We start from the raw sequence: 23,906 nt of genomic DNA, 5'->3' as shown, positions 1-23,906 counted from the left end.
GGACATGCGCGCATTGTGCCCAAATGCACAAGGGCTTGGACTCAGAAAACCGGCGCTCGCTTGTCCAAAAATGCAGCCACGCCTTCGCGATGCTCTGCCGAGCTGGCATAGCCATAAGGTGACGACAGGGCGTGCGCCTGACCCAGGCTACGCAATGTCTGCTTGTTCAAGCGTGCGGCTTGGGGCGCCAGGCTGGCAATGCGCTGCGTCGTCCGTCGTGCCTGTGCCTGCAGCTGTGCCGCAGGGATGGGCTGCATGCACCACCCAAGCGCCGCCATCTCGTGCGCAGAGAAAGTGGCCGCCTCCAGCAGCATCCGCCTGGCGGTATGACCACCCAGCGACGTGGCCACCAGCTGCAGCTCTTTAGGTGCCATGGGAAACCCCAACTTTGCAATAGGTGCGCCAAACTTGGCCACATCGGCCACGACACGCACATCGCAGCAACTCGCAATCTCCACGCCAGCGCCCATGCATGCACCATCGATACTGGCCACGATCGGTACATCACACGCCAGGATGGCGCTGAGCCCGCCCCACACGTCCTCTTCGTGAAAAGCAGCCAGCGTCACAGGGTCGAACCGAAATGCAGGGTATTCAGAGATATCACCGCCTGCGCAGAAGGCACTGCCTTGGCCAGACAAGCACACACAGCGAATGGCAGGGTCTGCCTGGATGGCTTCAAACACGGCCCGCAATTGCCGCCACATCCCACGCGTCATGGCATTGAGCTTGCCGGGGTTGGCAATCTCCACACACCACACGCCCGTGGTGTCCCCCTGTTCATTCACCCAGGGCTTGGCCGTGATCTGATCGTGCACGCTCAACTCTCTTCCGTATTTTTCAGCCACAGCTGCTTCAAACCAAGGCTCTTGACCCGCTGCGCCCACAGCAAAGTCTCTTGCTGCACCATCGTGGCAAATGCTTCGCCATAGAGCCCTCCCCAGCGAATACCCATGGCCTCAAAGCCATCGAGCAGCGTCTGGTCATGCCCCATGCGCATGAAAACGTCCTGCATCACCTGGGCCTGGGGATGGCTAAGCTGAATCGGTGCAAACAAGCCATACCAAGTCACCCGATCCAGCACATGCACCCCCATCTCCTGGGCACATGGCACATCCGGCAAAACCGAGGCACGCTGCGTGCCGGTCACCATCAGCGCCTTCAAACGGCCCGAGCGAATGTGCGGCAGGCACGAGACAAGGCCATCAATCATCATGTCGACCGAGCCCGCCAGCAGATCCTGCAAAGCAGGGCCCGCACCGCGAAAATGCACAAAGTCATAGCGTAAGGATTCATGCAGCCGCAAAATTTCAGCAGAAATGTGGCTGGATGAAGCCACCCCGGCTGTTGCCATGCGGTAACGCATGGGCTTTCGTCCCATGTCGGCCAACCACTCCATGACGGTGCGTGAACGGATGCGTGTGGGATTGATCACCAGCACCTGCGGCACCTCAGCCACCATGGCCAAAGGGCGCAAATCCTCGATCAAATCAAACTCATCATTGGTCAGCAACGCCCGGGCCACCGCCAAGTGACTGCCGCCAATGAAGATGTTCTGGCCATTCGCTTCGGCTTTGGCCGCAAAGTTGGCCCCTTGCAAGCCGCCTGCCCCGCCTTGGTACTGCAACCGCAGGGGCTGGCGCGTCACGCGCTCAAACGACTGGGACAGCTGCTTGGACAAGATGGCGCTGGGGCCACCTGCCGGAAAAGGCACGATCAAATTGACAGGTTGGCTGGGCCACTGCGGCGCAGTGCGCCGCACAGCCGCAGTTTGTGCCCAGACAGGGGCTGGCGCAGCCAACGCGGCCAGCCATTGCAGATACGCACGTCGCTCTAGCACGCGGCCTACTTTCTGGATGTGGGAGTGTGTTGACCGCTTTGCATCACCGGGCGTTGCTGGGCCCACAGCCACATGGCCGCACCACCGAGCATCATGGGCACGCACAGCCACTGCCCCATGCTCATACCCATCGAAAGAATGCCCAAGTAGGCGTCTGGCTCACGAAAATACTCCGCCACAAACCGGAAAAATCCATAGCCCATCAAAAATGCAGCGGCCACTTGCCCTGGCTTGCGTTCCTTCTGTGCATACAGCCACAACAGCACAAACAGCAGCAAGCCCTCCATCAGAAACTGGTAGATCTGCGAGGGATGGCGCGGCAGCATGGAGTCACTTTGGGGAAACACCATGCCCCAGGGCAGATCCGGATTGGCCATGCGCCCCCACAATTCGCCGTTGATAAAATTGCCAATGCGGCCGGCAGCCAGCCCCGTGGGAACACAGGGCGCTACAAAGTCGACCACCTGCAACCATGAGCGCTTGCGCTTGGTGGCAAACCACACCATGGCGACGATCACGCCGACCAAGCCACCATGAAAACTCATGCCGCCTTCCCAGACGGCCAGCACTTCCAGTGGATGGCTCAGGTAATACGCGGGTTTGTAAAACAGGCAGTAGCCCAGCCGCCCACCCACAATCACACCGACCACCCCCTGGAACAGCAGATCTTCCACATCACGCCGCGTCCATGCGGCATCACCTTGCAGACGATTGAAGGGCGGGTGCTTGAGCCTGCGCGTTCCCAACCAGAGGAAAAGACCAAACGCGGCCAAATAAGTCAGGCCATACCAGTGAATGGCAATCGGCCCCAGTTGCAGGGCGACAGGATCAATCTGTGGGTACATCAGCATGGTGTGCATTGTGCCGCAGGCCTGTAGCCGCTGCGTGCATCTACGATGCCGCGCAGCCACCAATCGCGAATGATTCTGAGTTTTGCATGCATGCAATCCACAGAATGGGGGGATTTAGGCCCGCCCTATTTGATGTGCCCGTGGCTTGCCGCCATACTTGCTCTTACTGACACTTTCCAGAAAACAAGAACCATGCAAGGCCATCCTGAAGTCATCTCCTGCCTCAACGAACTCCTGCGCGGGGAGCTCGCTGCACGTGACCAGTATTTCATCCACTCGCGCCAGTACGAAGACCAGGGCTTTATGCGCCTGTACACACGTATTGGCCATGAAATGGAAGAAGAAACCCTGCACGCAGATGTGATCTTGCGCCGCATTCTGTTCCTCGGCGGCAAGCCCGATATGCGCCCACACGCCTTCACCGCCGGTGATACGGTGGAAGCCATGCTGCGCAAAGACCTGGCCGTGGAGTACCAGGTGCGCGACAACCTGCGTGCAGCCATGGTGCTGTGCGAAAAGCACCAGGACTTTCAGTCCCGTGATCTGCTGCTGGCACAGCTCAAGGACACCGAGGAAGACCACGCCTACTGGCTGGAAAAGCAGTTGGGGCTGATCAAGAAGATGGGCCTGCCCAACTACCTGCAGGCACAAATGGGCACGACGGCATAACCCAGCACGCGGCCCTGAGGCCCATTCCACCAGCGCCCTACCGGGCGCTTTTTTGCGCCTGCAGCCTGCGCATCACATACCGTCGGTAATGCCGCGCTGGCGCACCAGCGCCTGCACTTGCTGCGTGGTCTGCTCCACCATCTTGGTCAGATCCTGCGCGGAGCCGCCAATCGGCTCCACCCCCACACGCTCCAGCTGGGCACGCAAGGCCTGCTGCTGCAACGCAGCATTGGCCGCGTGATTCAAGCGCTCCACCACAGCATCTGGGGTGGCGGCTGGCACGACCAGCCCAAACCAGGTGATGGCCAGCGCATTCAGGCGCGGATAGCCCAGTTCCGCCAAGGTAGGCACCTGCGGCAACTGCGTGAGCCGCGCCTTGGCCGCGACGGCAAAAGGCAGCAGCCGCCCCGCCTGGATATGCGGCGCAGAAGAAGGGTACTGATCACTCAGCACCTGCGTTTGCCCGGCCAAGGCGCTGTGCACGACGGGGCCCTGGCCTTTGAAGGGAATGTGCCGCAGTTGCAAGCCCAGCTCTGCGTTCAGCGCTTCCAAAATCACATGCCCGATGGAGCCCACGCCCGATGAGCCTGCGGCCCAGGCATCACCCTGCTGGCGCGCCACCTGCAAAAACTGCGCGAAGTCATGCACCCCGGCGGCTGGCGGTACCGCGAACACCGAAGCGATGGAGGCCAATGGCACCACCATTTTGAAATCTCGCAGCGGCTGCACGCGCGCCGCTTTGAGCACCACGGGGTTCACGGCCAAGGTGCTGATGGAGCCCAACCCCACCGTATAGCCGTCGGGCGGGGCATGCGCCACCAGCTCTGCGCCCACCATGCCGCCTGCACCGGCCATGTTTTCGATGTAGACGGTTTCCCCCAACTGCGCCTGCATGCCCTCAGCCACCAGGCGCGCGACGATATCGGTCGAGCCGCCAGCCACAAAAGGCACCACCAGTTTGATGGGACGCTGCGGGTAGGCCGTGCCCTGGGCCGCCGCAGGCACTGCCACCCATGCACTGCCCCAACAAGCGGCCATGCACACCATGCGATGCAACCATGCAGACGGAGCTTTCATCACCATTCCCCCAACAGCCATCACCTAAAAAATGAGCTGCCAGCGTACCAAAAACAAGGCTTTTGCATCCATTTCACATGAAAAGTCTTATTTTTCGTGCGCAAACAGCTCTCTTTTTTAAAGCACACTGCGCCTTTTCCTGCGCCCTGTGCCGCCGCAGCACCTAGCGTTGGCCTATAGGCGCATAAAAAAAGCCGCCGTCACGGGGCGGCTTCATGGCTGAGCCATTGCGGCCATCAATCGTCCAGCTTGGACAGATCGCGCACCGCGCCGGTATCTGCAGAGGTCACCAGGGCCGCATAGGCTTTCAGTGCTGCCGACACCTTGCGTGGGCGGGGGTTGGCAGGCTTCCAGCCCTTGGCATTTTGCACTTCACGGCGGCGCGCCAGCTCTTCGTCACTGACCAGCACGTTGATGGTGCGGTTGGGAATATCGATGCGAATGCGGTCACCGTTTTCCACCAGGCCAATGGCGCCGCCCGCTGCCGCTTCGGGCGAGCAGTGACCGATCGACAGACCGGATGTACCGCCCGAGAAACGGCCATCCGTCAGCAGCGCGCAGGCTTTGCCCAGGCCCTTGGACTTGATGTAGCTGGTGGGGTAGAGCATTTCCTGCATGCCAGGGCCGCCCTTGGGGCCTTCGTAGCGCACGATGACCACATCGCCCGCTTTCACCTTGTCGGCCAAGATGTTGGCCACCGCCTCGTCTTGCGACTCGGTCACGTGGGCTGTGCCTTCAAACACCAAGATGGATTCGTCCACACCGGCGGACTTGACCACGCAGCCATCGACGGCAATGTTGCCGGTCAACACGGCCAAGCCACCTTCTTTGCTGAACGCGTGCTCGTACGAGCGAATACAGCCATTGGCGCGATCCAGATCCAGGCTGGGCCAGCGGGTGTTCTGGCTGAACGCGGTTTGCGTGGGGATGCCGGCGGGGCCCGCCAGATAGAAGTGCTTGACCGCTTCGTCTTGCGACACAGCAATGTCCCACTTGGCCAACGCTTCAGCCATGCTGGCGCCGTACACGGTGGGCACATCAGTGTGCAGCTTGCCAGCGCGCGCCAGCTCGCCCAGGATGGCCATGATGCCGCCCGCGCGGTGCACGTCTTCGATGTGGTATTTCTGGGTATTGGGCGCCACCTTGCACAGCTGCGGCACGACGCGCGAGAGGCGGTCGATGTCGGCCATGGTGAAGTCAATCTCGGCCTCTTTGGCAATCGCCAGCAAGTGCAAGATGGTGTTGGTGGAGCCGCCCATGGCGATGTCCAGCGTGATGGCGTTTTCAAACGCTTTGAAACCCACAGCGCGTGGCAGCACGCGCTCGTTGTCGTTTTCGTAGTAATCGCGGGCCAGCTCCACAATGCGGCGGCCTGCGGTCAGGAACAGCTCTTCACGGTCAGCGTGCGTGGCCACCACGGTGCCATTGCCGGGCAGAGACAGACCCAATGCCTCAGTCAGGCAGTTCATGGAGTTGGCCGTGAACATGCCCGAGCACGAACCGCAAGTGGGGCACGCCGAGCGCTCCACCTGCGCGACTTGTTCATCGGTAAAGCGGTCGTCGGCCGCAATCACCATCGCGTCCACCAAGTCCAGCTTCTTGAACTCAATGACGTTGGTCGTCGGGTTGGCCAGTTTGGTCTTGCCCGCTTCCATGGGGCCACCGGAGACAAAAATCACCGGAATGTTCAGGCGCATCGCCGCCATCAACATACCGGGGGTGATTTTGTCGCAGTTGGAGATGCACACCAGCGCATCGGCGCAGTGGGCGTTGACCATGTACTCGACGGAGTCAGCGATCAAATCGCGGCTGGGCAGCGAATACAGCATGCCGTCGTGACCCATGGCAATGCCGTCGTCCACCGCAATGGTGTTGAACTCTTTGGCCACGCCGCCCGCTTTTTCAATCTCACGCGCGACCAACTGCCCCATGTCTTTCAGGTGCACGTGGCCGGGCACGAACTGGGTGAAAGAGTTGGCAATGGCGATGATGGGCTTGTCAAAGTCGCCATCTTTCATGCCAGTGGCACGCCACAGGGCGCGGGCACCGGCCATGTTGCGGCCGCCGGTAGAGGTCTTGGAACGGTAAACAGGCATGGTGGAGCTAATTCTTGGAGTGGAAAATGTCTCGTGAGCGGGCACTTGCAGCCCATCCGGCCATTATGGCCCAGCCCATGCGCCGCGCAGGTACGTGACACCCCGCAGGCCGCCCGCTGCGGCCTTCGCGATTGGAGAATGCAGGCCTCTCAGCGTTTGCGCCGTGAACCCAGCAACTCCCGCTGCTTTTTCACGCGCTCTTGCTTGCGCCGCTCCATGCGCTCCATGGCCTTGCGCGTGGTCAGCCCCGACCAGTCGGCATAGGCAAACCATCCAGCACTCAGGGCAAAGCCCCCCAGCACCCACCACCAGGACAACGCAGAAATCCCTGCGACATCCACCACATCCAGATGGGCCAGCGCCCTTAACAATGCCACCAGCGTTACCGCACTCAACAGCCACATAATTGGTTACTCCTCTCTTCTCCATGCACCCACTGAGGCGATCCACGCGTGCATGCCCTGCGCTCTACAATGCGCCAACAATTACCCACTAGAGGAAAGTGTAGCGATGAAGCGTTCTTTGATCACCATTGCGTTGACCCTGAGTGTGGCTTGCCCCGCCATGGCTGACCAGGCCCTGGCCACCGCCAAGAACTGCATGGCTTGCCACGCGGTAGATAAAAAACTGGTGGGCCCTTCTTTCAAAGATGTGGCCAACCGCTATGCCAGCCAAAGCGATGCCAGCGCCAAACTGGCCAGCAAAATCGTCAAAGGTGGCAGCGGTGTGTGGGGCCCTGTACCCATGCCCGCCAACAACCAGGTGAGCGAAGCCGAGGCACAAAAACTGGCAGCCTGGGTGCTCAGCCTGAAATAACCAGCTCCCCCTCCCCCCAAGCCGCTTTCAGCGGCTTTTTTTGTAGCGTGCAGATCAATAAATTTACAAAAAGAAACTGCCATCCAAGCCCCGCCTCTACACGCATTTCACGGTGTAGCGGCCACGCCAAAGGAAGCAGCCGCTCACCCCTATTGGCGTCAACGCCAATATACAAATCAATTTCATGTAATTAGTATTTACCCGATGCCTAGTGAATGAACTAGACAAACGGATGCGTAAGTTCAACTACTGAGTGGAAATTGGAATGTCTTTAACAGTGCTGGTGACGGAAGTTGTGGGTCAGGTATGGATGCGCGGAGCAGAAGGCACATTGGTACCCGTACACGCTGGTATGCGGATTCCCGCTGATGCACAGCTCATCACTGGTGCAGACAGCAGCATCCTGGTGCAGGCAGAAGGTGAACTCCCCGTTCAGCTGGGTGCCAACCAGGACGTACAGCTTTCGGAAGATTTGCTCGTCCCACCAGCCAGCGCTGAAGCCGCCATCAGCCAGCCATCCGAGCAAGATGTGAACCAGTTGCTGGCGGTCATCAACGCTGAGCAAGACCCCTTCGACGCCCTGGACCCCACGGCGGCCACACTGTCTGGCGGTGAGGGTTCTGGCAGCACCTTTGTGCGTCTGAACAGCGTGCTGGAGCTGACCGTTCCCCTGGCTTTGGCCTACCCCAGCCCCGCCAACACCACAGACACCACGCGGTTGCTGCCTGGCAGCGGCATTGAAGGCGGCGCAGCGACTGCGCAGCCGGAGCCCCCTTACGCCGGCACAGTCACCCTCAGCGCTCCCACTCAACTGACTGAAGGCAACGACATTGTGGTCACTGCCACGGTGGATCGCCCCCCCGTTGGCAGCGACCTGCTGATCACCCTGAACACCGGCCACACCATCCGCATTCCTGCGGGTGCTACCTCAGGGCAAGTCGTTATTGCATCGCGCCCAGACGACATCCATGTCCAAGGCACTGAGACCCTGAATTTTTCCATCGCTGGCACTGCAGGTGGTGGCTTTGATGCGCTCAACACCAACAGCACAGCGTCCACGAACGTCGTCGATGACCAAGACCCCGTGACCGCTACGCTGACAGCCAACACCGCCAGCGTCGCTGAAGGTGGCCAGATCACCTACACCATCACCCTCAGCGGCCCTGCGGGCGCCGATCTGAGCCAGCACGATGGCGTGCAGTTCAAGCTGGCCGATGGCAGCACCATCGACATCCCCGCTGGCCAGACCAGCGGCTCGGTCACCGTGCCCGTGGCCAACGACTTGTTCACCGGCGGCCAGCCCACGATCACCAACCAGATCACCGAAGTGCTCAACGACTCGGACAACGAGTTCGAGCTGCTGCAAACCACGGGCAACACCAGCGTGAGCGTCAGCGACGACCCCGCCAGCGCTGCCAATGCGGTGCTCGTGTCGATTGCCCCTGTGCAACCCTCCTACACCGAGGCACAGCAGCCGCAATTTACGGTGTCCATCGACCGGCCCCTGCCCAAGGATCTGGTGGTCACGCTCAGCACGGGCGCAACTGTCACCATCCCCGCCAACAGCACCAGCGTGGTCTACACCGCCGCCGCCCAAGGCGAGGATGTGTACAACGACGCTTCGCCCTTGAGCGTAGAGATTCAAGGGGCCAAGGCCGCTGATGGCTCGCTGCTGGAGAACCCCAGCTACGGCCCTGCCGCCTCGGTGCAGGTCACCGATACGATCAGCCCCGTGACCGCTACGCTGACAGCCAACACCGCCAGCGTCGCTGAAGGTGGCCAGATCACCTACACCATCACCCTCAGCGGCCCTGCGGGCGCCGATCTGAGCCAGCACGATGGCGTGCAGTTCAAGCTGGCCGATGGCAGCACCATCGACATCCCCGCTGGCCAGACCAGCGGCTCGGTCACCGTGCCCGTGGCCAACGACTTGTTCACCGGCGGCCAGCCCACGATCACCAACCAGATCACCGAAGTGCTCAACGACTCGGACAACGAGTTCGAGCTGCTGCAAACCACGGGCAACACCAGCGTGAGCGTCAGCGACGACCCCGCCAGCGCTGCCAATGCGGTGCTCGTGTCGATTGCCCCTGTGCAACCCTCCTACACCGAGGCACAGCAGCCGCAATTTACGGTGTCCATCGACCGGCCCCTGCCCAAGGATCTGGTGGTCACGCTCAGCACGGGCGCAACTGTCACCATCCCCGCCAACAGCACCAGCGTGGTCTACACCGCCGCCGCCCAAGGCGAGGATGTGTACAACGACGCTTCGCCCTTGAGCGTAGAGATTCAAGGGGCCAAGGCCGCTGATGGCTCGCTGCTGGAGAACCCCAGCTACGGCCCTGCCGCCTCGGTGCAGGTCACCGATACGATCAGCCCCGTGACCGCTACGCTGACAGCCAACACCGCCAGCGTCGCTGAAGGTGGCCAGATCACCTACACCATCACCCTCAGCGGCCCTGCGGGCGCCGATCTGAGCCAGCACGATGGCGTGCAGTTCAAGCTGGCCGATGGCAGCACCATCGACATCCCCGCTGGCCAGACCAGCGGCTCGGTCACCGTGCCCGTGGCCAACGACTTGTTCACCGGCGGCCAGCCCACGATCACCAACCAGATCACCGAAGTGCTCAACGACTCGGACAACGAGTTCGAGCTGCTGCAAACCACGGGCAACACCAGCGTGAGCGTCAGCGACGACCCCGCCAGCGCTGCCAATGCGGTGCTCGTGTCGATTGCCCCTGTGCAACCCTCCTACACCGAGGCACAGCAGCCGCAATTTACGGTGTCCATCGACCGGCCCCTGCCCAAGGATCTGGTGGTCACGCTCAGCACGGGCGCAACTGTCACCATCCCCGCCAACAGCACCAGCGTGGTCTACACCGCCGCCGCCCAAGGCGAGGATGTGTACAACGACGCTTCGCCCTTGAGCGTAGAGATTCAAGGGGCCAAGGCCGCTGATGGCTCGCTGCTGGAGAACCCCAGCTACGGCCCTGCCGCCTCGGTGCAGGTCACCGATACGATCAGCCCCGTGACCGCTACGCTGACAGCCAACACCGCCAGCGTCGCTGAAGGTGGCCAGATCACCTACACCATCACCCTCAGCGGCCCTGCGGGCGCCGATCTGAGCCAGCACGATGGCGTGCAGTTCAAGCTGGCCGATGGCAGCACCATCGACATCCCCGCTGGCCAGACCAGCGGCTCGGTCACCGTGCCCGTGGCCAACGACTTGTTCACCGGCGGCCAGCCCACGATCACCAACCAGATCACCGAAGTGCTCAACGACTCGGACAACGAGTTCGAGCTGCTGCAAACCACGGGCAACACCAGCGTGAGCGTCAGCGACGACCCCGCCAGCGCTGCCAATGCGGTGCTCGTGTCGATTGCCCCTGTGCAACCCTCCTACACCGAGGCACAGCAGCCGCAATTTACGGTGTCCATCGACCGGCCCCTGCCCAAGGATCTGGTGGTCACGCTCAGCACGGGCGCAACTGTCACCATCCCCGCCAACAGCACCAGCGTGGTCTACACCGCCGCCGCCCAAGGCGAGGATGTGTACAACGACGCTTCGCCCTTGAGCGTAGAGATTCAAGGGGCCAAGGCCGCTGATGGCTCGCTGCTGGAGAACCCCAGCTACGGCCCTGCCGCCTCAGTGCAGGTGCCAGACACTATTGACGACACCACAGTCTCCATCAAGGCCTACGTCACAAAGACCTCGGAAATTACCGTGGCCAATGTGGACAAGAGCACCGCTTTCACCGTCAAGGCCTTTGCACCTAACGGATCTGCCGCACAGATTTCCAAAACCCTGGGCACCAACCACGATGGCTTCGGGGTACAGGGCAAAGCCAGTGGTGATGATGCAGAACTGGGCTTTGATGCGGCCAGCAAGAAAAGCGAAAAAATTGCCATCAGCTTCAATCACGAGGTGAAGTCTTTTGATGTGCAGTTTGCCTGGCGTGCCACGTCTGAAAATGCCAAGGTCACCTTCTTTGACAGCAAGGGCGCGGTGGTGGGATCGGCCATCGTTTCTGGCGGCAGAGGCAATGCCGACCTCGCCTACGTCACGTATTACGACGCCAAGGGTGCAATCACCAAGACGGTGCGTGCACCAGGCGGCAGCGACCAGGTGGATCTGGCCTATACCTTTGAGCCAGGCAGCGGCCTGACCTTCAGCAAAGCCGAATTCACGGCGGTCGGTGTCAATGACGACTACCTGATCCACTCGATCAAGTACAAGGAAGTCATCAACGGCTCTGCCACCAGCATTGCCGGTGAAAGCGATGTGCTGTTCGAAGTGCAAACCTCCAACCCACCCGATGCCAGCAAGTACGACTTCGAGAAGACCTTCCCGGTTGCACTGGTGCAGGTGGCAGGCGTGGTGTATGAGGTGCAACTCGACACGAATGGCCGCGGCACACTGGCCGTGAAGACAGCGGGCACGGAAGATCTGCGTGCAGAAGTCATCGCGGTGCACGGCAATTTTGAAAACGTGGTGCTGGGTGATGCCCTCACGCTCACGCCAGAGACTGCGCAAAGCAACCGTGCAGATACGCTGCTGGGCACCGAGGACAGCGACACGCTGTATGGCCTGTCAGGCAACGACACCCTGAACGGTATGCAAGGCAATGACCGCCTCATTGGTGGTCAGGGCAACGACACCTTGATTGGCGGCGCCGGCGATGACTTGTTCATCTGGGGCAAAGGCGATGCGGGTTCGGTGAACCAGCCTGCACGCGATGTGGTCAAGGATTTCGGCATGGGCGGCAAAAGCGCCACCGGCAAAGACACGCTGGTGCTGGGCGATTTGCTGCAGGGTGAAGAGCACGCCAGCGATCTGTCTGCTTACCTGAACATCAGCAAGGTCGACTCCAACACGGTGGTAAAAATCTCCAGCGATGGGGCACTGAAAAGCGATGGCAGCAACTTCAACCAGGTGATCACGCTGGAAGGTGTGGATCTGGTGACGGGCAATGGCGCGGATCAAAACCAGCTGATCAAGAACCTGGTGCAGCAAGGCAAGCTGTCCATCGACGGCACGTTCTAATACGGGCACGGGGGGCGCAAGGCCCTCAGCGACCAGCCTCACAAAAAAGCCACCGCATGCGGTGGCTTTTTTTGATAGCTGCTTGCGCGCTATGTATATGGCTTTCCATGCACTTCATGCATAAAAACCAGCAAGTACAAACGCTAGGCGCTCACTTTATTAAGCATGCTTACAAGCGCGGCTCGGTAGGGGTGCTCTCACGCACCGAACCCGCGGGGGTGCGCAACTGCTGCTCCAGCTGGCCCACATAGGCGGCGGTGGAGTTATCGCTTTCCTGCGCGCGGGCATGCAGGTGCGACTCCAGCACGTCCATGCGCTCCAGCAAACGGCGCTCCTCTTCCTTGTGCAGGTTCTCAATCGCAATGCGCAACTCGGTAAACCGCGAGGCTTCGGCCTTGTCTGCCAGCTCACGCTGTGCCGTCATTTCCTTGGCATGGGCACGCGCCTCCAGCAGCCAGGCGCCCTGCATGGCAATCACATAAGCGATGAAAACCACGGCCATCAATGCCGTCAGCGCCATCAGGATCAAGCCCAAGGGGGCATCGACCGTGGTGAAGCCCAGCGACATGGGCACGGTTTGCGCCAGATAGGGAAAGTTGAAAAAACCCAGTGCCCCAATCACCACAATGATCAGCACCAGCAATGCAATACGTGACTTCATACCGTGTTCCTTTACGCTCTATGGGCTGCTTTGTACCCCAAGATGCCCCCGGTTTCAGCCAGCGTGCGGCGCGTTTGTATCTGCCATATTTCCTACAAGCAATAAAAAGCCACCCGAAGGTGGCTGTGGGTGCCGCTGGCCGCGTTACATCGGCGGCACCGATCGACAAGCCAGGCTGGGGTCAGTTGGTTTTGGCCAATTGATCCAGGATGGCGGGGTTCTCCAGGGTGGATGTGTCCTGGGTGATGGCTTCGCCCTTGGCGATAGAGCGCAGCAGACGGCGCATGATCTTGCCGCTGCGGGTCTTTGGCAGGTTCTCGCCAAAGCGAATGTCCTTGGGCTTGGCAATGGGGCCAATTTCCTTGGCCACCCAGTTGCGCAGCTCGTTGGCCAGCGCCTTGGCTTCGTCCGGATTGCTGGGCAGGGGGCGCTTGAGCACCACAAAGGCGCAGATCGCTTCGCCCGTCAGGTCATCAGGGCGGCCCACCACCGCTGCCTCGGCCACCAGATCGGTCTTGGCCACCAAAGCAGACTCAATCTCCATCGTCCCCATGCGGTGACCTGAGACGTTGAGCACATCGTCAATACGCCCTGTGATGCGGAAATAACCACGGTCTGCACTGCGCACAGCGCCATCGCCCGCCAGATAGGTCTTGCCGCCCAGCTCTTCGGGGAAATAGCTCTTTTTGAAACGCTCGGGGTCACCCCAAATATTGCGGATCATGCTGGGCCATGGGCGCTTGACCACCAGCATCCCGCCTGCGCCATTGGGCATGTCGTTGCCTGTTTCATCCACGATGGCCGCTGTAATACCCGGCAACGGCAAAGTGCACGAGCCAGGCACCAGCGGTGTCGCGCCCGGCAGCGGGGTGATCATGTGACCACCGTTTTCGGTTTGCCAGAAGGTGTCCACAATCGGGCAGCGCTCGCCGCCCACATGGCGGTAATACCACATCCAAGCTTCGGGGTTGATGGGCTCACCCACGCTGCCCAGAATGCGCAGGCTGCGCAAATCCCAGTTCTTGGGGTGCACCTTCTCATCCGTTTCCGCGGCCTTGATCAAAGAGCGGATGGCCGTGGGAGCGGTGTAGAAAATGGTGCAGCCATGGCGGGCAATCATTTCCCAGAAGCGCCCGGCATGCGGAAAGGTGGGCACACCTTCAAAAACGATTTGCGTGGCACCTGCGGCCAAGGGGCCATAGGCCACATAGGTGTGACCGGTGATCCAGCCAATATCGGCCGTGCACCAGAACACATCGCTGGGCTGCATGTCGAATGTCCAGTCCACCGTTTGCTTGGCCCACAGCATGTAGCCGCCCGTCGCATGTTGCACGCCCTTGGGCTTGCCGGTTGAGCCACTGGTGTAGAGGATGAACAGCGGGTGCTCCGCCTCGACCGCCACCGGTGGGCATTGTGTGCTTTGGCCCGCCAGCAGCTCGGTGAACGTCAGGTCACGCCCGGCCACCATCTTGCAGGCCGTGGCCGTGCGTTCAAACACCAGCACGCGCTGCACGGCCTCGCAGCCGCCCATCTCCAGCGCCTCATCCACAATGGCTTTCAGGGGCAGCTCCTTGCCGCCACGCATCTGGTAGTTGGCCGTCACCACGGCGCAGGCACCGACGTCCACAATGCGCTCTTGCACGGCCTTGGCGGAAAAGCCGCCAAACACGACCGAGTGGGTCGCACCAATGCGGGCACAGGCTTGCATGGCCACCACGCCCTCCACGGTCATGGGCATGTAGATCAAGACCCGGTCGCCCTTTTTCACGCCCTGCGCCTTCAAGCCATTCGCAAACTGCGACACACGCTCGAGCAACTCGCGATAGCTGATCTTGGTGACCTGGCCGTCATCGGACTCAAAAATGATGGCGGTTTTGTGCTCGACCGCCGTGCCCATGTGCTTGTCCAGGCAGTTGGCGCTGGCGTTGAGTTCACCGTCAGCAAACCAGCGGTAAAAAGGCGCTTGGCTTTCATCGAGCACCTGCGTGAAAGGCTTGCTCCAAACGACGTTCTCACGGGCCAGGCGCGCCCAGTAACCCTCATAGTCTTGGTCCGCCTCTGCGCACAACGCCTCGTAAGCGGCCATACCCGAAATGCGGGCAGCCTTTTGGGTCGCCTCAGATGGCGGAAACACGCGGTTTTCCACCAACACGGATTCAATTGCGGAACCAGGTGCATTCATGGCTTTGTCTCCTTGCTCTTAAGGGTAGTAGTTTGCGAGCAAATGTCGGCGGCAGCACTTACATACCACTGACTCTGTCCGACTAAAACCTCAGGAAACGTAACGACTTACCAAGGGTTAACCATGAGTACCGCCTCTACAATGCCTGCCCTGCGCAACTCCTGCGCAGCACATGCCCTTTCCCTGTTTTCTGATTGCATCTATGGCTTCCCTGGACCCGCATACCGAGTCACCCACACCTTCACCCCGCCCCCCTGTCGGCACCCTGCCGAGTCTGATTTTTGCCAGCCGATGGCTGCAATTGCCCCTGTACCTGGGTCTGATTGCTGCACAAGGCGTTTATGTCTGGCACTTCCTGGTCGAACTGTGGCACCTGATTGAAGCTGCGTTCGGCAGCCAGGCTGCCTTGCAAGCCCTGGTGACCAACATTGGCTACAAGCCCGATGCCCCAGTCACTGGCCTGAACGAAACCATCATCATGCTGGTGGTGCTGGCGTTGATTGATGTGGTCATGATCTCGAACCTGCTGATCATGGTGATCGTGGGCGGCTATGAAACCTTTGTCAGCCGCCTGGGGCTGGACAGCCACCCCGACCAGCCTGAATGGCTGGATCACGTGAATGCATCGGTACTGAAAGTGAAGCTGGCACTGTCCATCATCGGCATCAGCTCCATCCACCTGCTCAAGACCTTCATCAATGCCGGCAACTACGACGTCAAAGTCTTGATGTGGCAAACCATCATTCATGTGGTGTTCCTGCTGAGTGCGCTGGCCATTGCCTATACCGACAAACTGATCCACAGCCACCACCATCCCGCCCACTAAGCAGCAGATACCACCTTCCACCCGGCCAGTGCGCCGGGTTTTTTATTTTTGCCAGCTTTTAACAACCGCTGCCACCAAGATACTCACGAATGCAACAAGATGCATTTTTACCGGCAAAAATTATTGTTGACAGCTATATAGCGAATAATTAGAATAAACGCTTTATTAACAACCTGCCATGCAGGTAATCCATGTGCCAAAGCCATGGATTAACCCGGTGACAGGGCTGTACATGCAGTCCCCTGTCGCCACAGCGCCGGATTCCTGGCACTGATGCACGACATGTTTGGATCATGTGTCGCACCCTGCCGGGTGCGCTGCCTCTGCCCTTTCTTCGCGGCCCTTGCGCACCCTCACGCTGCCATTCGGGCCCGGTCTTCCCCTTTCATTGCTGCTTCCGAGATTGTCAGAAGCAACAAGTGCATCGGCTGGCACGACATTCGGCTTCGCGTGTAGGCCGTCCAAGCCCCGCTTGTGACGCGGCTGCACTGTGTGTAACCCCCAAGAACAACTCAAGGGAGGACAAACCAGTGGCCAAACAAATTCGCATCGAAAACGTCTTCAAGGTCTTTGGCGATCACCCAAAGCAAGCCTTGGATCTGGTGCGCCAAGGGCTTTCCAAGCAACAAATCCTCGAACGCACCGGTCAGTCGATCGGCGTATTCGACGCCAACTTCACCATTGAAGCCGGCGAAATCTTCGTCGTCATGGGGCTGTCTGGCTCCGGCAAATCCACCCTGGTTCGCCTGCTCAATCGCCTGATCGAGCCCACCAGCGGACGCATCCTGGTCGACGGTCAGGCCATCAATACGCTGGGTGACAAAGCACTGCGCGCACTGCGCCGCAAAGACATCTCCATGGTGTTCCAGTCCTTTGCGCTGATGCCGCACATGACTGTGCTGGAGAACACCGGCTTTGGTCTGGAAATGGCGGGCGTGGACAAAGCCACCCGCGATCAAGCTGCGCAGCAAGCGCTGGAACAAGTAGGCTTGGGCGCATGGGGCTCCAGCTACCCCGATGCGCTGTCTGGCGGCATGCAGCAGCGTGTGGGCCTGGCACGGGCATTGGCTTCCGACCCGGCAATCTTGCTGATGGATGAGGCGTTCTCAGCGCTTGACCCCATCATCCGCACCGAAATGCAATCTGAGCTGCTGCGTTTGCAAGAGACCAAGCGCCGCACCATTGTGTTCATCTCGCACGATCTGGACGAAGCCATGCGCATCGGTGACCGCATCGCCATCATGAAGGACGGCCAGGTCATTCAAGTGGGCACGCCCGATGAGATTTTGCGCAGCCCCGCCAATGACTATGTACGCAGCTTCATCAAGGGCGTGGACGCGGCCGCCGTGTTCAAGGCCTCGGACATTGCCCGCCAGGCACTGACCATCATCTCTGAGCACAGCGACCGCGGCTGCCGCGCTGCCTTGCGCCTGATTGAAGACTCTGACCGCGACCACGCCTACGTGCTCAATGCCCGCCAGCGCCTGATTGGTGTGGTCTCCGCCCAGTCGCTGCGTGATGCCTTGCACGGCCACGAAGGCATGCTAGGCCTCAAACACGCCTTCATTGACAACGTGGTGCCGCTGGAGGCGTCCACCCCCGTGGCAGACCTGTTTGGCCCCATGGCCACCGCCCCCTGCCCCCTGCCGGTGCTGGGCGAGGACCGCAAATTCCTGGGCGTGATCAGCCGCACCACCATGCTGCGCTTTTTGGATCGCGACACCCCTCCGGTGCCACCACCACAACCTGTGCGCCCACCGATCACCCTCAACCCGCTATTTCCCTCGGGCGAGGATGACTCCCCCACCATGCTGCAAGAGCATTCGGACACCGCACCCACACAACAACCAGGAGGAGCCGCATGAGTGATGTGAACAATGCCAACGATCCATGGGCAGCGGCTTCTACCCCGGCCAGTGCAGACCCTTGGGCCGCACCTGCTGCGGCCGACCCCAGCGCAGCAACAGGCTCGGACTGGCTGGCAGCCAGCAGCTCTGCCGCTGATGCCCCTTTGAGCTGGTGGGAGCAGCTGCGCGCCGATGGCTTGCCCGTCGAAACCTGGATCAACCAGGGACTGAGCTGGGTGGTCGAGCACTTCCGCCCCTTCTTTCAGACGGTGCGCGCCCCGATTGATGCCACCTTGGCGGGGGTCGAGCAAAGCCTGCTGGCCCTGCCCTGGCCCCTGCTCACGCTGCTGATGGTGCTGCTGGCCTGGCAATTTGCCGGCCGGGGTCTGGCCATTGGCGCGGCCGTGTCGCTGGTCACGATTGCCGTGCTGGGCATCTGGCCGGAAGCCATGGTGACACTGTCGCTGGTGCTGACATCGCTGGTCTTTTGTATCGTGATTGGCCTGCCGCTGGGCATTTTGATTGCCTCCAGTGACCGCGCTCAGCGCTGGACCCGCCCGGTGCTGGATGCCATGCAAACCACCCCAGCCTTTGTGTACCTGGTACCCGTGGTCATGCTGTTTGGCATTGGCAACGTGCCCGGTGTGATTGTGACCATCATCTTTGCCTTGCCGCCGCTAGTGCGCCTGACCAATCTGGGCATCCGCCAAGTGCGTCCAGACCTGATCGAGGCCAGCCGCGCTTACGGCGCATCCCCCTGGCAACTGCTGTGGAAGGTGCAATTGCCTTTGGCCATGCCCAACATCATGGCGGGTATCAACCAGGCGCTGATGCTGTCGCTGTCCATGGTAGTGATTGCTTCGATGATCGCCGTGGGTGGTCTGGGCCAGATGGTGCTGCGCGGCATTGGACGCCTGGACATGGGGCTGGCCACCGTGGGCGGGCTGGGCATTGTGCTGCTGGCGATTGTGCTGGACCGCGTCACCCAGGCCATGGGGCAGCCCCACCGCAGCGGTGAACGCTGGTGGCACCGTGGCCCCTTGGGCTTGCTGCTCAAGCCACGCAAGCAATCCACTTAATTTTCATAGCTTATAGCGCTTGATAAATAAGCGTTAGAGGCCAATTTGATACTAATTTATCACAGGAGGACGAGACGATGACATCCATGAACCGTACCACCCGCACCCTGACCGCCATGGCCGCCGGCACCCTGGCGCTGGCCTGCCTGAGCGCCCACGCTGCCAACGAGCAGCCGGGCAAAGGCGTGAAGGTGTTCCCCCTCAAAAGCTCGATTGCCGAAGAAACCTTCCAGACGCTGCTGGTCATGAAGGCACTGACCCAGCTGGGCTATGACGTGCAGCCCATCAAAGAGGTGGAGTACCCCACCGCCCACTTGGCCATCGGCAATGGTGACGCCACCTTCCTGGCCTCGCACTGGAACCCGCTGCATGCCGACTATTACAAGAACTCCGGGGGCGACGCCAAGCTCTATCGCAAGGGCGTGTACTCGGACAATGCTGCGCAAGGCTATCTGATCGACAAGAAAACCGCCGACGCCCACAAAATCACCAATATTGAGCAGCTCAAGGATCCCAAGATTGCCCAGCTGTTTGATACCGATGGCGACGGCAAGGCCGACATGACCGGTTGCAACCCTGGTTGGGGCTGTGAGGCGATGATTGAAAACCATCTCGACGCCTACAAGCTGCGCGCCACCGTCACCCACAAGCAAGGCACTTACTCGGCACTGATTGCGGACACCATCGCCCGCTACAAATCCGGCAAACCCGTCCTGTACTACACCTGGACCCCCTATTGGGTGAGCAACGAGCTCAAGCCCGGCAAAGATGTGGTTTGGTTGGAAGTTCCTTTTTCCTCCGCCCCTGGCGAGCAAAAAGGCACCGACACCAAACTGCCCAACGGCAAGAACTACGGCTTTGTGGTGAACAAGCAGCACATCCTGGCCAACAAAGCCTGGACCGACAAGAACCCTGCTGCCGCCAAACTGTTTGAAGTGATGCAAGTCCCCGTGAGCGACATCAATGCGCAAAACCACATGATGAGCCAAGGCCAGGGCAAGCCTGCTGACATCGAACGCCACACGGATGGCTGGATCAAGGCCCACCAGAAAACCTTTGATGGCTGGCTGGACCAGGCCCGCGCTGCGGCGAAATAAAAAAGAGGCTTCGGCCTCTTTTTTATTGGGCGGTGCACTGCGCCACGGTCTGCGGCTTTCGCGATCGCCCCACAACAGCGGTGTTCACGCTGCACGAAAGCGCCCATAATCGCCCCACTCTGTTTCTTTTTCTTACCATCTCATGCGTGACGCTGCCTCCTCCACTGTCCAAGGTACTGACGAACTGCTGGTCAGCCTTTGCAACTCTGTCACCCGTGTACTCAACGTGGCCACGACCTGCCAGATCCAGTATTCGGGCATGGTGCAACGCATTCGCAAGACCTACCTCAAGCCTGATATCGGCTGCTTCGTTCTGTTTGATGGCGGTTTTTCAGGCCTCGTCATCATCAACTTCTCGGCAGCTGCGGCCATGGAGCTGTACCGCAGCTACCTGCTGAACATGGGCATGTCTGAGTCGGACCTGGCCAGCTCCCACACCTCGGACGAGGTGAGTAACGTGATGGGCGAGTTGATGAACCAGGTGGTGGGCGACTTCACTGGCAAGGTCCGTCGTGAACTGCAGACCCACATCACGCAGAACCAGCCCAAAATGCTGGTGCTGAACAAGCAGGTGCAACTGAGCGTGGATGCCAACCTGGACAACCCAGAAGCACGGCGCGTTACGTTCTATACCGCCAGCAACAACATCTTCTATCTGGAGCTGGCCGTAGACAGCACCGAATTCATCAAGCTGCACGACTTTGATGCCAACGAAGTGGTGGACCCCGATGCCATCATTGCGCAAGCTGCCCCGTCCGCCCAGACACAGGCTGCGGCGCCTGCCGCCAGCGCCGACGTGGAAACAGAAGCCTTGCTGAAATCACTGGGCATGTAAGCGCCCTGCCCCCCGAGCCGGTACATCAGGCACATGCTGAGCCGCGTGCCGGCTTCAGCACCACGCGCTGTCCCAGCGCTGTACTGGCCACCAGCCTCTGATGCCGCAGTTGTCTGCCATTCGCCCTTTATTTCACACATTGCACCCGACATGTCACTGACCCTTGGGACACTGGAGCAAGACGCATCCCTCACCGCAGCGCACGTGGATCTGGAGAGGTTGTCCCGCGAACAGCAGGCGTTGCTCAACAGTGCTGGCGTAGGGATTGCCTTCATCAAGAATCGCTCCGTCGTGCGCTGCAATCCGCACTTTGCCAAGATTTTTGGATTTGCTTCGCACGAAGAAATCACGGGCACCCAAAGCACTTCCCTGCATCCATCACGCGAAGAATTCAAGGCATTGGGACGCGCCGCCTACCCCAGCATGGTGCTGGGAAAAACCTTCAAGACAGAGCGCCGCATGCGCAGGCACAGCGGGCATCTGTTCTGGGCCAGCCTGAGTGGGCACCTGATCAATCCCGAAGCCCCCCATGAAGGCGCCATCTGGATCATTGACGACATTGACGAGCAACGCCGCCGCAAGGCCTTGCTGTCGTCTGCGCTGCGCGAGAAACAGCTGCTGTTTGAAACTGCCGCAGTAGGTATCGCCTACTTCAAACAGGGTGCGTTAACCCGCTGCAACCCCCATCTCGGCAACATGCTGGGATTTGCACCAGAAGCTTTGCTGCAACTCACCAATGTGCCAGTCAGCGTGGCCGCAAGTGCTTCACCCTTGCACCTGCTGGCACAAATCAGCACGGGGAGTGCTGGCAACTTTGAAGGGGAGATCACCCTGCGCCACAAGCACGGCCGCAGCATTGAATGCGAAGCCCGCAGCCGCTGGGTCGACCCTTTTGACCGCAGCCAGGGCGAGGTCTGGATTCTGGTAGACATTACCGAGCGCAAGCACATTCAGGCCATGCTGACCACCGCACAGGCTGAGCTGGAGCGTCAGGTGCACGAACGCACCAATGAACTCAGTGCCACCATCCAGACACTGCACCAGGAAGTCGAAGACCGCAAACGGGTACAAGAGCGCATCCATTGGATGGCGCACTACGACCCCCTGACGGGACTGCCCAACCGGGCATTTCTTGCCGAGCGCAGCAAGGAGGCCATTGCGCAGGCGCGTGCCCACAACACACCGCTGGCCGTCATTTTTCTCGACCTCGACCGTTTCAAGCACGTCAACGACTCACTGGGGCACAAGGTGGGCGATGCACTGCTGCAAGAAATCGCCAAACGCCTGCGTGCCGTCGTCCGTGAAAAAGATACGGTCGCTCGCCTGGGTGGCGATGAGTTTGTGCTGCTACTGCCTGGCGCCAACGCCCAAGGCGCTGCGCGCGTGGCCGGCAAGCTGCAAGAAGCCTCTTTGCAGCCTTACCAAATTGAACACCATGAACTGAGCATGGCCCCGTCCATGGGTATTGCACTGTTTCCCCATGATGGGGAAAACATTGACAGCCTCACCCAATCTGCGGATGTGGCCATGTACCACGCCAAGCTGGAGGGTCGCAACACCTACCGCTTTTTCACGCCGCAAATGCATGCCAAATCGGTGCGCGCGCTGCAGCTGGAAAATGCGATGCGCCGCGCGCTGGAGCGCAATGAATTCACCCTGCACTACCAACCCCAAATTTGCTTGCACTCCGGAGAAATTCGCAGCGTAGAAGCATTGCTGCGCTGGAATCAGCCAGAGCTGGGCAACGTATCTCCGGCAGAGTTCATTCCCGCTGCAGAAGACAGCGGGCAGATCTTGCAAATTGGTGAATGGGTGCTGCGCAAAGCCATCACCCAGCTTCAGACTTGGCACCAAGAAGGCTTTGGACAGCTCAAAGTGGCCGTCAACCTCTCCGCCATTCAGTTTCACCAGCCCCAGCTGCCCGAACTGATTGCACGCATCTTGGCAGAGGCGGATATTCCGCCCAACGCACTGGAGCTGGAGTTGACCGAAGGCGTAGCCATTCAAGACCCCAAAGCGGCCACACTCACCATGGACGCACTGCGTAAAAGCGGCATCTGGCTGTCCATGGATGACTTTGGCACCGGCTACTCTTCACTCAGCCAGCTCAAACGCTTTCAGATTTACAAGCTCAAAATCGACCAGTCTTTTATTCGAGACCTGGACCATGAGCACAATGACCGAACCATCGTCAGCGCCATCGTGCGCATGGCACAGGCACTGGGCATGCAAACCACGGCAGAGGGTGTCGAAACACAGACACAGCTCGATTTCCTGCGCGAACAAGGGTGTGATGAAGCACAGGGATACTGGTTTAGCAAGCCCGTGCCTGCTAATCAAATCAGCCAGCTACTAGGCAGCTATCGCCCCTGGGTTCCACCCAGGCAGCACACAAACACGCTCTCTTGCAGCATCTGCTAATCACTCCAAAGTCTGGCGCCACCTGCATCCAAGTGCGTCAAGTAGACCCGCACTTCAAACTCTAGCTGGTGGTAGTCAGGCTCCATGTGACAACACAGTGCGTAGAACGCCTTGTCGTGATCCTGCTCACGCAGATGTGCCAGCTCATGCGCCACGATCATCTTCAAGAACGGCTCTGGCACATACTTGAATATGGCGGCAATGCGAATCTCATGCCGCACATTCAAACGACTACCCTGCACCACAACTTTGCGCGTGTGCGTGCCTAGGGCATTGCGCACCACGTGAATCTTGCTGTCATAAGCCACGCTGTGCAAATTACCTGCTTTGCGCAAATTTTCGGCCTTCAGCGCATCGGTATACGCATAGAGCGCCTTGTCTGAGCGCAGGGTGTGGGCCTGCGGGTAGCGCTTGAGCAACCATTGATCCACCCCCTGCGGGGCCTGCATCAGCGCTGCGACCTGCTGCTGCAAAGCGGCGGGGTAAGCTTGCAGATACGGCAATACGACTGGCTTCACCAGCACCTCCTCGCAAAAAACCCGGCATCAAGCCGGGTCATGCGCAG

At 60.1% G+C, this 23,906-nt stretch carries 18 protein-coding genes; 9 read left to right on the top strand and 9 right to left on the bottom strand.

Going from position 1 to position 23,906, the window contains the following annotated elements; all coding sequences use genetic code 11:
- Positions 1-41: 41 nt before the first annotated feature.
- From AC27VO_RS09570 to lgt, 3 genes are read right to left on the bottom strand one after another with little or no spacing between them, the layout of a single operon-like run.
- The gene (locus AC27VO_RS09570) at positions 42-818 is read right to left on the bottom strand and encodes an enoyl-CoA hydratase/isomerase family protein (protein ID WP_488666482.1); all 777 of its coding nucleotides are present in this window, start codon (positions 816-818) and stop codon (positions 42-44) included.
- A 2-nt stretch (positions 819-820) separates the two neighbouring features.
- Positions 821-1,840, bottom strand: coding sequence for a Bug family tripartite tricarboxylate transporter substrate binding protein (locus AC27VO_RS09565; protein ID WP_488666481.1), 1,020 nt, complete (start codon positions 1,838-1,840; stop codon positions 821-823).
- Between the two features lie 5 nt (positions 1,841-1,845).
- Positions 1,846-2,691, bottom strand: a complete 846-nt coding sequence (gene lgt, locus AC27VO_RS09560) for a prolipoprotein diacylglyceryl transferase (RefSeq protein ID WP_488666480.1) — start codon at positions 2,689-2,691, stop codon at positions 1,846-1,848.
- A gap of 192 nt (positions 2,692-2,883) precedes the next feature.
- Here lgt and bfr point away from each other — a divergent pair, with 192 nt between their 5' ends.
- On the top strand, positions 2,884-3,360 hold the full coding sequence (gene bfr, locus AC27VO_RS09555; protein ID WP_488666479.1) for a bacterioferritin: 477 nt from the start codon (positions 2,884-2,886) through the stop codon (positions 3,358-3,360).
- A 72-nt stretch (positions 3,361-3,432) separates the two neighbouring features.
- On the opposite strand, the gene AC27VO_RS09550 is transcribed toward bfr, so the two are convergent.
- The 3 genes from AC27VO_RS09550 to AC27VO_RS09540 all read right to left on the bottom strand — a co-directional run bounded on the left by AC27VO_RS09550 (position 3,433) and on the right by AC27VO_RS09540 (position 6,937).
- A complete protein-coding gene (locus tag AC27VO_RS09550; RefSeq protein ID WP_488666478.1) occupies positions 3,433-4,398 on the bottom strand; it encodes a Bug family tripartite tricarboxylate transporter substrate binding protein in 966 nt (321 codons plus the stop codon).
- A gap of 275 nt (positions 4,399-4,673) precedes the next feature.
- Complete coding sequence (gene ilvD / locus AC27VO_RS09545) at positions 4,674-6,533, bottom strand: dihydroxy-acid dehydratase (protein WP_488666477.1); 1,860 nt, start codon at positions 6,531-6,533, stop codon at positions 4,674-4,676.
- Between the two features lie 149 nt (positions 6,534-6,682).
- On the bottom strand, positions 6,683-6,937 hold the full coding sequence (locus AC27VO_RS09540; protein ID WP_488666476.1) for a TIGR04438 family Trp-rich protein: 255 nt from the start codon (positions 6,935-6,937) through the stop codon (positions 6,683-6,685).
- 106 nt (positions 6,938-7,043) lie between these two features.
- On the opposite strand from AC27VO_RS09540, the gene AC27VO_RS09535 reads away from it, so the two are divergent.
- Together AC27VO_RS09535 and AC27VO_RS09530 are read left to right on the top strand one after the other, a co-directional pair.
- Positions 7,044-7,349 (top strand): c-type cytochrome, encoded by a 306-nt coding sequence (locus AC27VO_RS09535; RefSeq protein WP_488666475.1) that lies wholly within the window; start codon positions 7,044-7,046, stop codon positions 7,347-7,349.
- Between the two features lie 265 nt (positions 7,350-7,614).
- Positions 7,615-12,393, top strand: coding sequence for a retention module-containing protein (locus AC27VO_RS09530; RefSeq protein WP_488666474.1), 4,779 nt, complete (start codon positions 7,615-7,617; stop codon positions 12,391-12,393).
- A 169-nt stretch (positions 12,394-12,562) separates the two neighbouring features.
- Here AC27VO_RS09530 and AC27VO_RS09525 read toward each other — a convergent pair whose 3' ends face one another.
- Positions 12,563-13,054, bottom strand: a complete 492-nt coding sequence (locus tag AC27VO_RS09525; protein WP_488666473.1) for a LapA family protein — start codon at positions 13,052-13,054, stop codon at positions 12,563-12,565.
- Between the two features lie 181 nt (positions 13,055-13,235).
- Positions 13,236-15,236 (bottom strand): acetate--CoA ligase, encoded by a 2,001-nt coding sequence (gene acs, locus AC27VO_RS09520; RefSeq protein WP_488666472.1) that lies wholly within the window; start codon positions 15,234-15,236, stop codon positions 13,236-13,238.
- A 202-nt stretch (positions 15,237-15,438) separates the two neighbouring features.
- On the opposite strand from acs, the gene AC27VO_RS09515 reads away from it, so the two are divergent.
- From AC27VO_RS09515 to AC27VO_RS09490, 6 genes are all read left to right on the top strand, one after another.
- Complete coding sequence (locus AC27VO_RS09515; protein WP_488666471.1) at positions 15,439-16,062, top strand: TIGR00645 family protein; 624 nt, start codon at positions 15,439-15,441, stop codon at positions 16,060-16,062.
- Between the two features lie 530 nt (positions 16,063-16,592).
- Positions 16,593-17,927: a glycine betaine/L-proline ABC transporter ATP-binding protein ProV gene (gene proV, locus AC27VO_RS09510; protein ID WP_488666470.1), complete on the top strand. Its 1,335-nt coding sequence runs from the start codon at positions 16,593-16,595 to the stop codon at positions 17,925-17,927.
- The gene (gene proW, locus AC27VO_RS09505) at positions 17,924-18,988 is read left to right on the top strand and encodes a glycine betaine/L-proline ABC transporter permease ProW (RefSeq protein WP_488666469.1); all 1,065 of its coding nucleotides are present in this window, start codon (positions 17,924-17,926) and stop codon (positions 18,986-18,988) included. The genes proV and proW overlap by 4 nt, the downstream gene beginning before the upstream one ends.
- A 116-nt stretch (positions 18,989-19,104) precedes the next feature.
- A complete protein-coding gene (gene proX / locus AC27VO_RS09500) occupies positions 19,105-20,085 on the top strand; it encodes a glycine betaine/L-proline ABC transporter substrate-binding protein ProX (protein WP_488666615.1) in 981 nt (326 codons plus the stop codon).
- A gap of 142 nt (positions 20,086-20,227) precedes the next feature.
- Positions 20,228-20,920, top strand: a complete 693-nt coding sequence (locus tag AC27VO_RS09495; RefSeq protein WP_488666468.1) for a DUF3334 family protein — start codon at positions 20,228-20,230, stop codon at positions 20,918-20,920.
- A 150-nt stretch (positions 20,921-21,070) separates the two neighbouring features.
- Complete coding sequence (locus tag AC27VO_RS09490; protein WP_488666467.1) at positions 21,071-23,341, top strand: sensor domain-containing protein; 2,271 nt, start codon at positions 21,071-21,073, stop codon at positions 23,339-23,341.
- On the opposite strand, the gene AC27VO_RS09485 is transcribed toward AC27VO_RS09490, so the two are convergent.
- Positions 23,338-23,859, bottom strand: coding sequence for a YgjP-like metallopeptidase domain-containing protein (locus AC27VO_RS09485; RefSeq protein ID WP_488666466.1), 522 nt, complete (start codon positions 23,857-23,859; stop codon positions 23,338-23,340). The two genes, AC27VO_RS09490 and AC27VO_RS09485, sit on opposite strands and share 4 nt — an antisense overlap.
- Positions 23,860-23,906 lie beyond the last annotated feature (47 nt).

The sequence above is a fragment of the Comamonas sp. 14P8.1.4 genome (genome assembly GCF_057799285.1).
Note: the sequence above shows the minus strand (reverse complement) of the source record. Positions and strands in the feature narration are given on the sequence as shown.

Excerpts from the sequence above, each read along its gene's own strand:
- AC27VO_RS09550 (WP_488666478.1), bottom strand. The coding sequence starts at position 4,398 with ATGGCCGCTTGTTGGGGCAGTGCATGGGTGGCAGTGCCTGCGGCGGCC.
- proW (WP_488666469.1), top strand. The coding sequence starts at position 17,924 with ATGAGTGATGTGAACAATGCCAACGATCCATGGGCAGCGGCTTCTACC.
- acs (WP_488666472.1), bottom strand. The coding sequence starts at position 15,236 with ATGAATGCACCTGGTTCCGCAATTGAATCCGTGTTGGTGGAAAACCGC.
- bfr (WP_488666479.1), top strand. The coding sequence starts at position 2,884 with ATGCAAGGCCATCCTGAAGTCATCTCCTGCCTCAACGAACTCCTGCGC.
- AC27VO_RS09525 (WP_488666473.1), bottom strand. The coding sequence starts at position 13,054 with ATGAAGTCACGTATTGCATTGCTGGTGCTGATCATTGTGGTGATTGGG.
- AC27VO_RS09495 (WP_488666468.1), top strand. The coding sequence starts at position 20,228 with ATGCGTGACGCTGCCTCCTCCACTGTCCAAGGTACTGACGAACTGCTG.
- AC27VO_RS09540 (WP_488666476.1), bottom strand. The coding sequence starts at position 6,937 with ATGTGGCTGTTGAGTGCGGTAACGCTGGTGGCATTGTTAAGGGCGCTG.
- lgt (WP_488666480.1), bottom strand. The coding sequence starts at position 2,691 with ATGCTGATGTACCCACAGATTGATCCTGTCGCCCTGCAACTGGGGCCG.
- ilvD (WP_488666477.1), bottom strand. The coding sequence starts at position 6,533 with ATGCCTGTTTACCGTTCCAAGACCTCTACCGGCGGCCGCAACATGGCC.
- AC27VO_RS09490 (WP_488666467.1), top strand. The coding sequence starts at position 21,071 with ATGTCACTGACCCTTGGGACACTGGAGCAAGACGCATCCCTCACCGCA.
- AC27VO_RS09530 (WP_488666474.1), top strand. The coding sequence starts at position 7,615 with ATGTCTTTAACAGTGCTGGTGACGGAAGTTGTGGGTCAGGTATGGATG.
- AC27VO_RS09515 (WP_488666471.1), top strand. The coding sequence starts at position 15,439 with ATGGCTTCCCTGGACCCGCATACCGAGTCACCCACACCTTCACCCCGC.
- proX (WP_488666615.1), top strand. The coding sequence starts at position 19,105 with ATGGCCGCCGGCACCCTGGCGCTGGCCTGCCTGAGCGCCCACGCTGCC.
- AC27VO_RS09535 (WP_488666475.1), top strand. The coding sequence starts at position 7,044 with ATGAAGCGTTCTTTGATCACCATTGCGTTGACCCTGAGTGTGGCTTGC.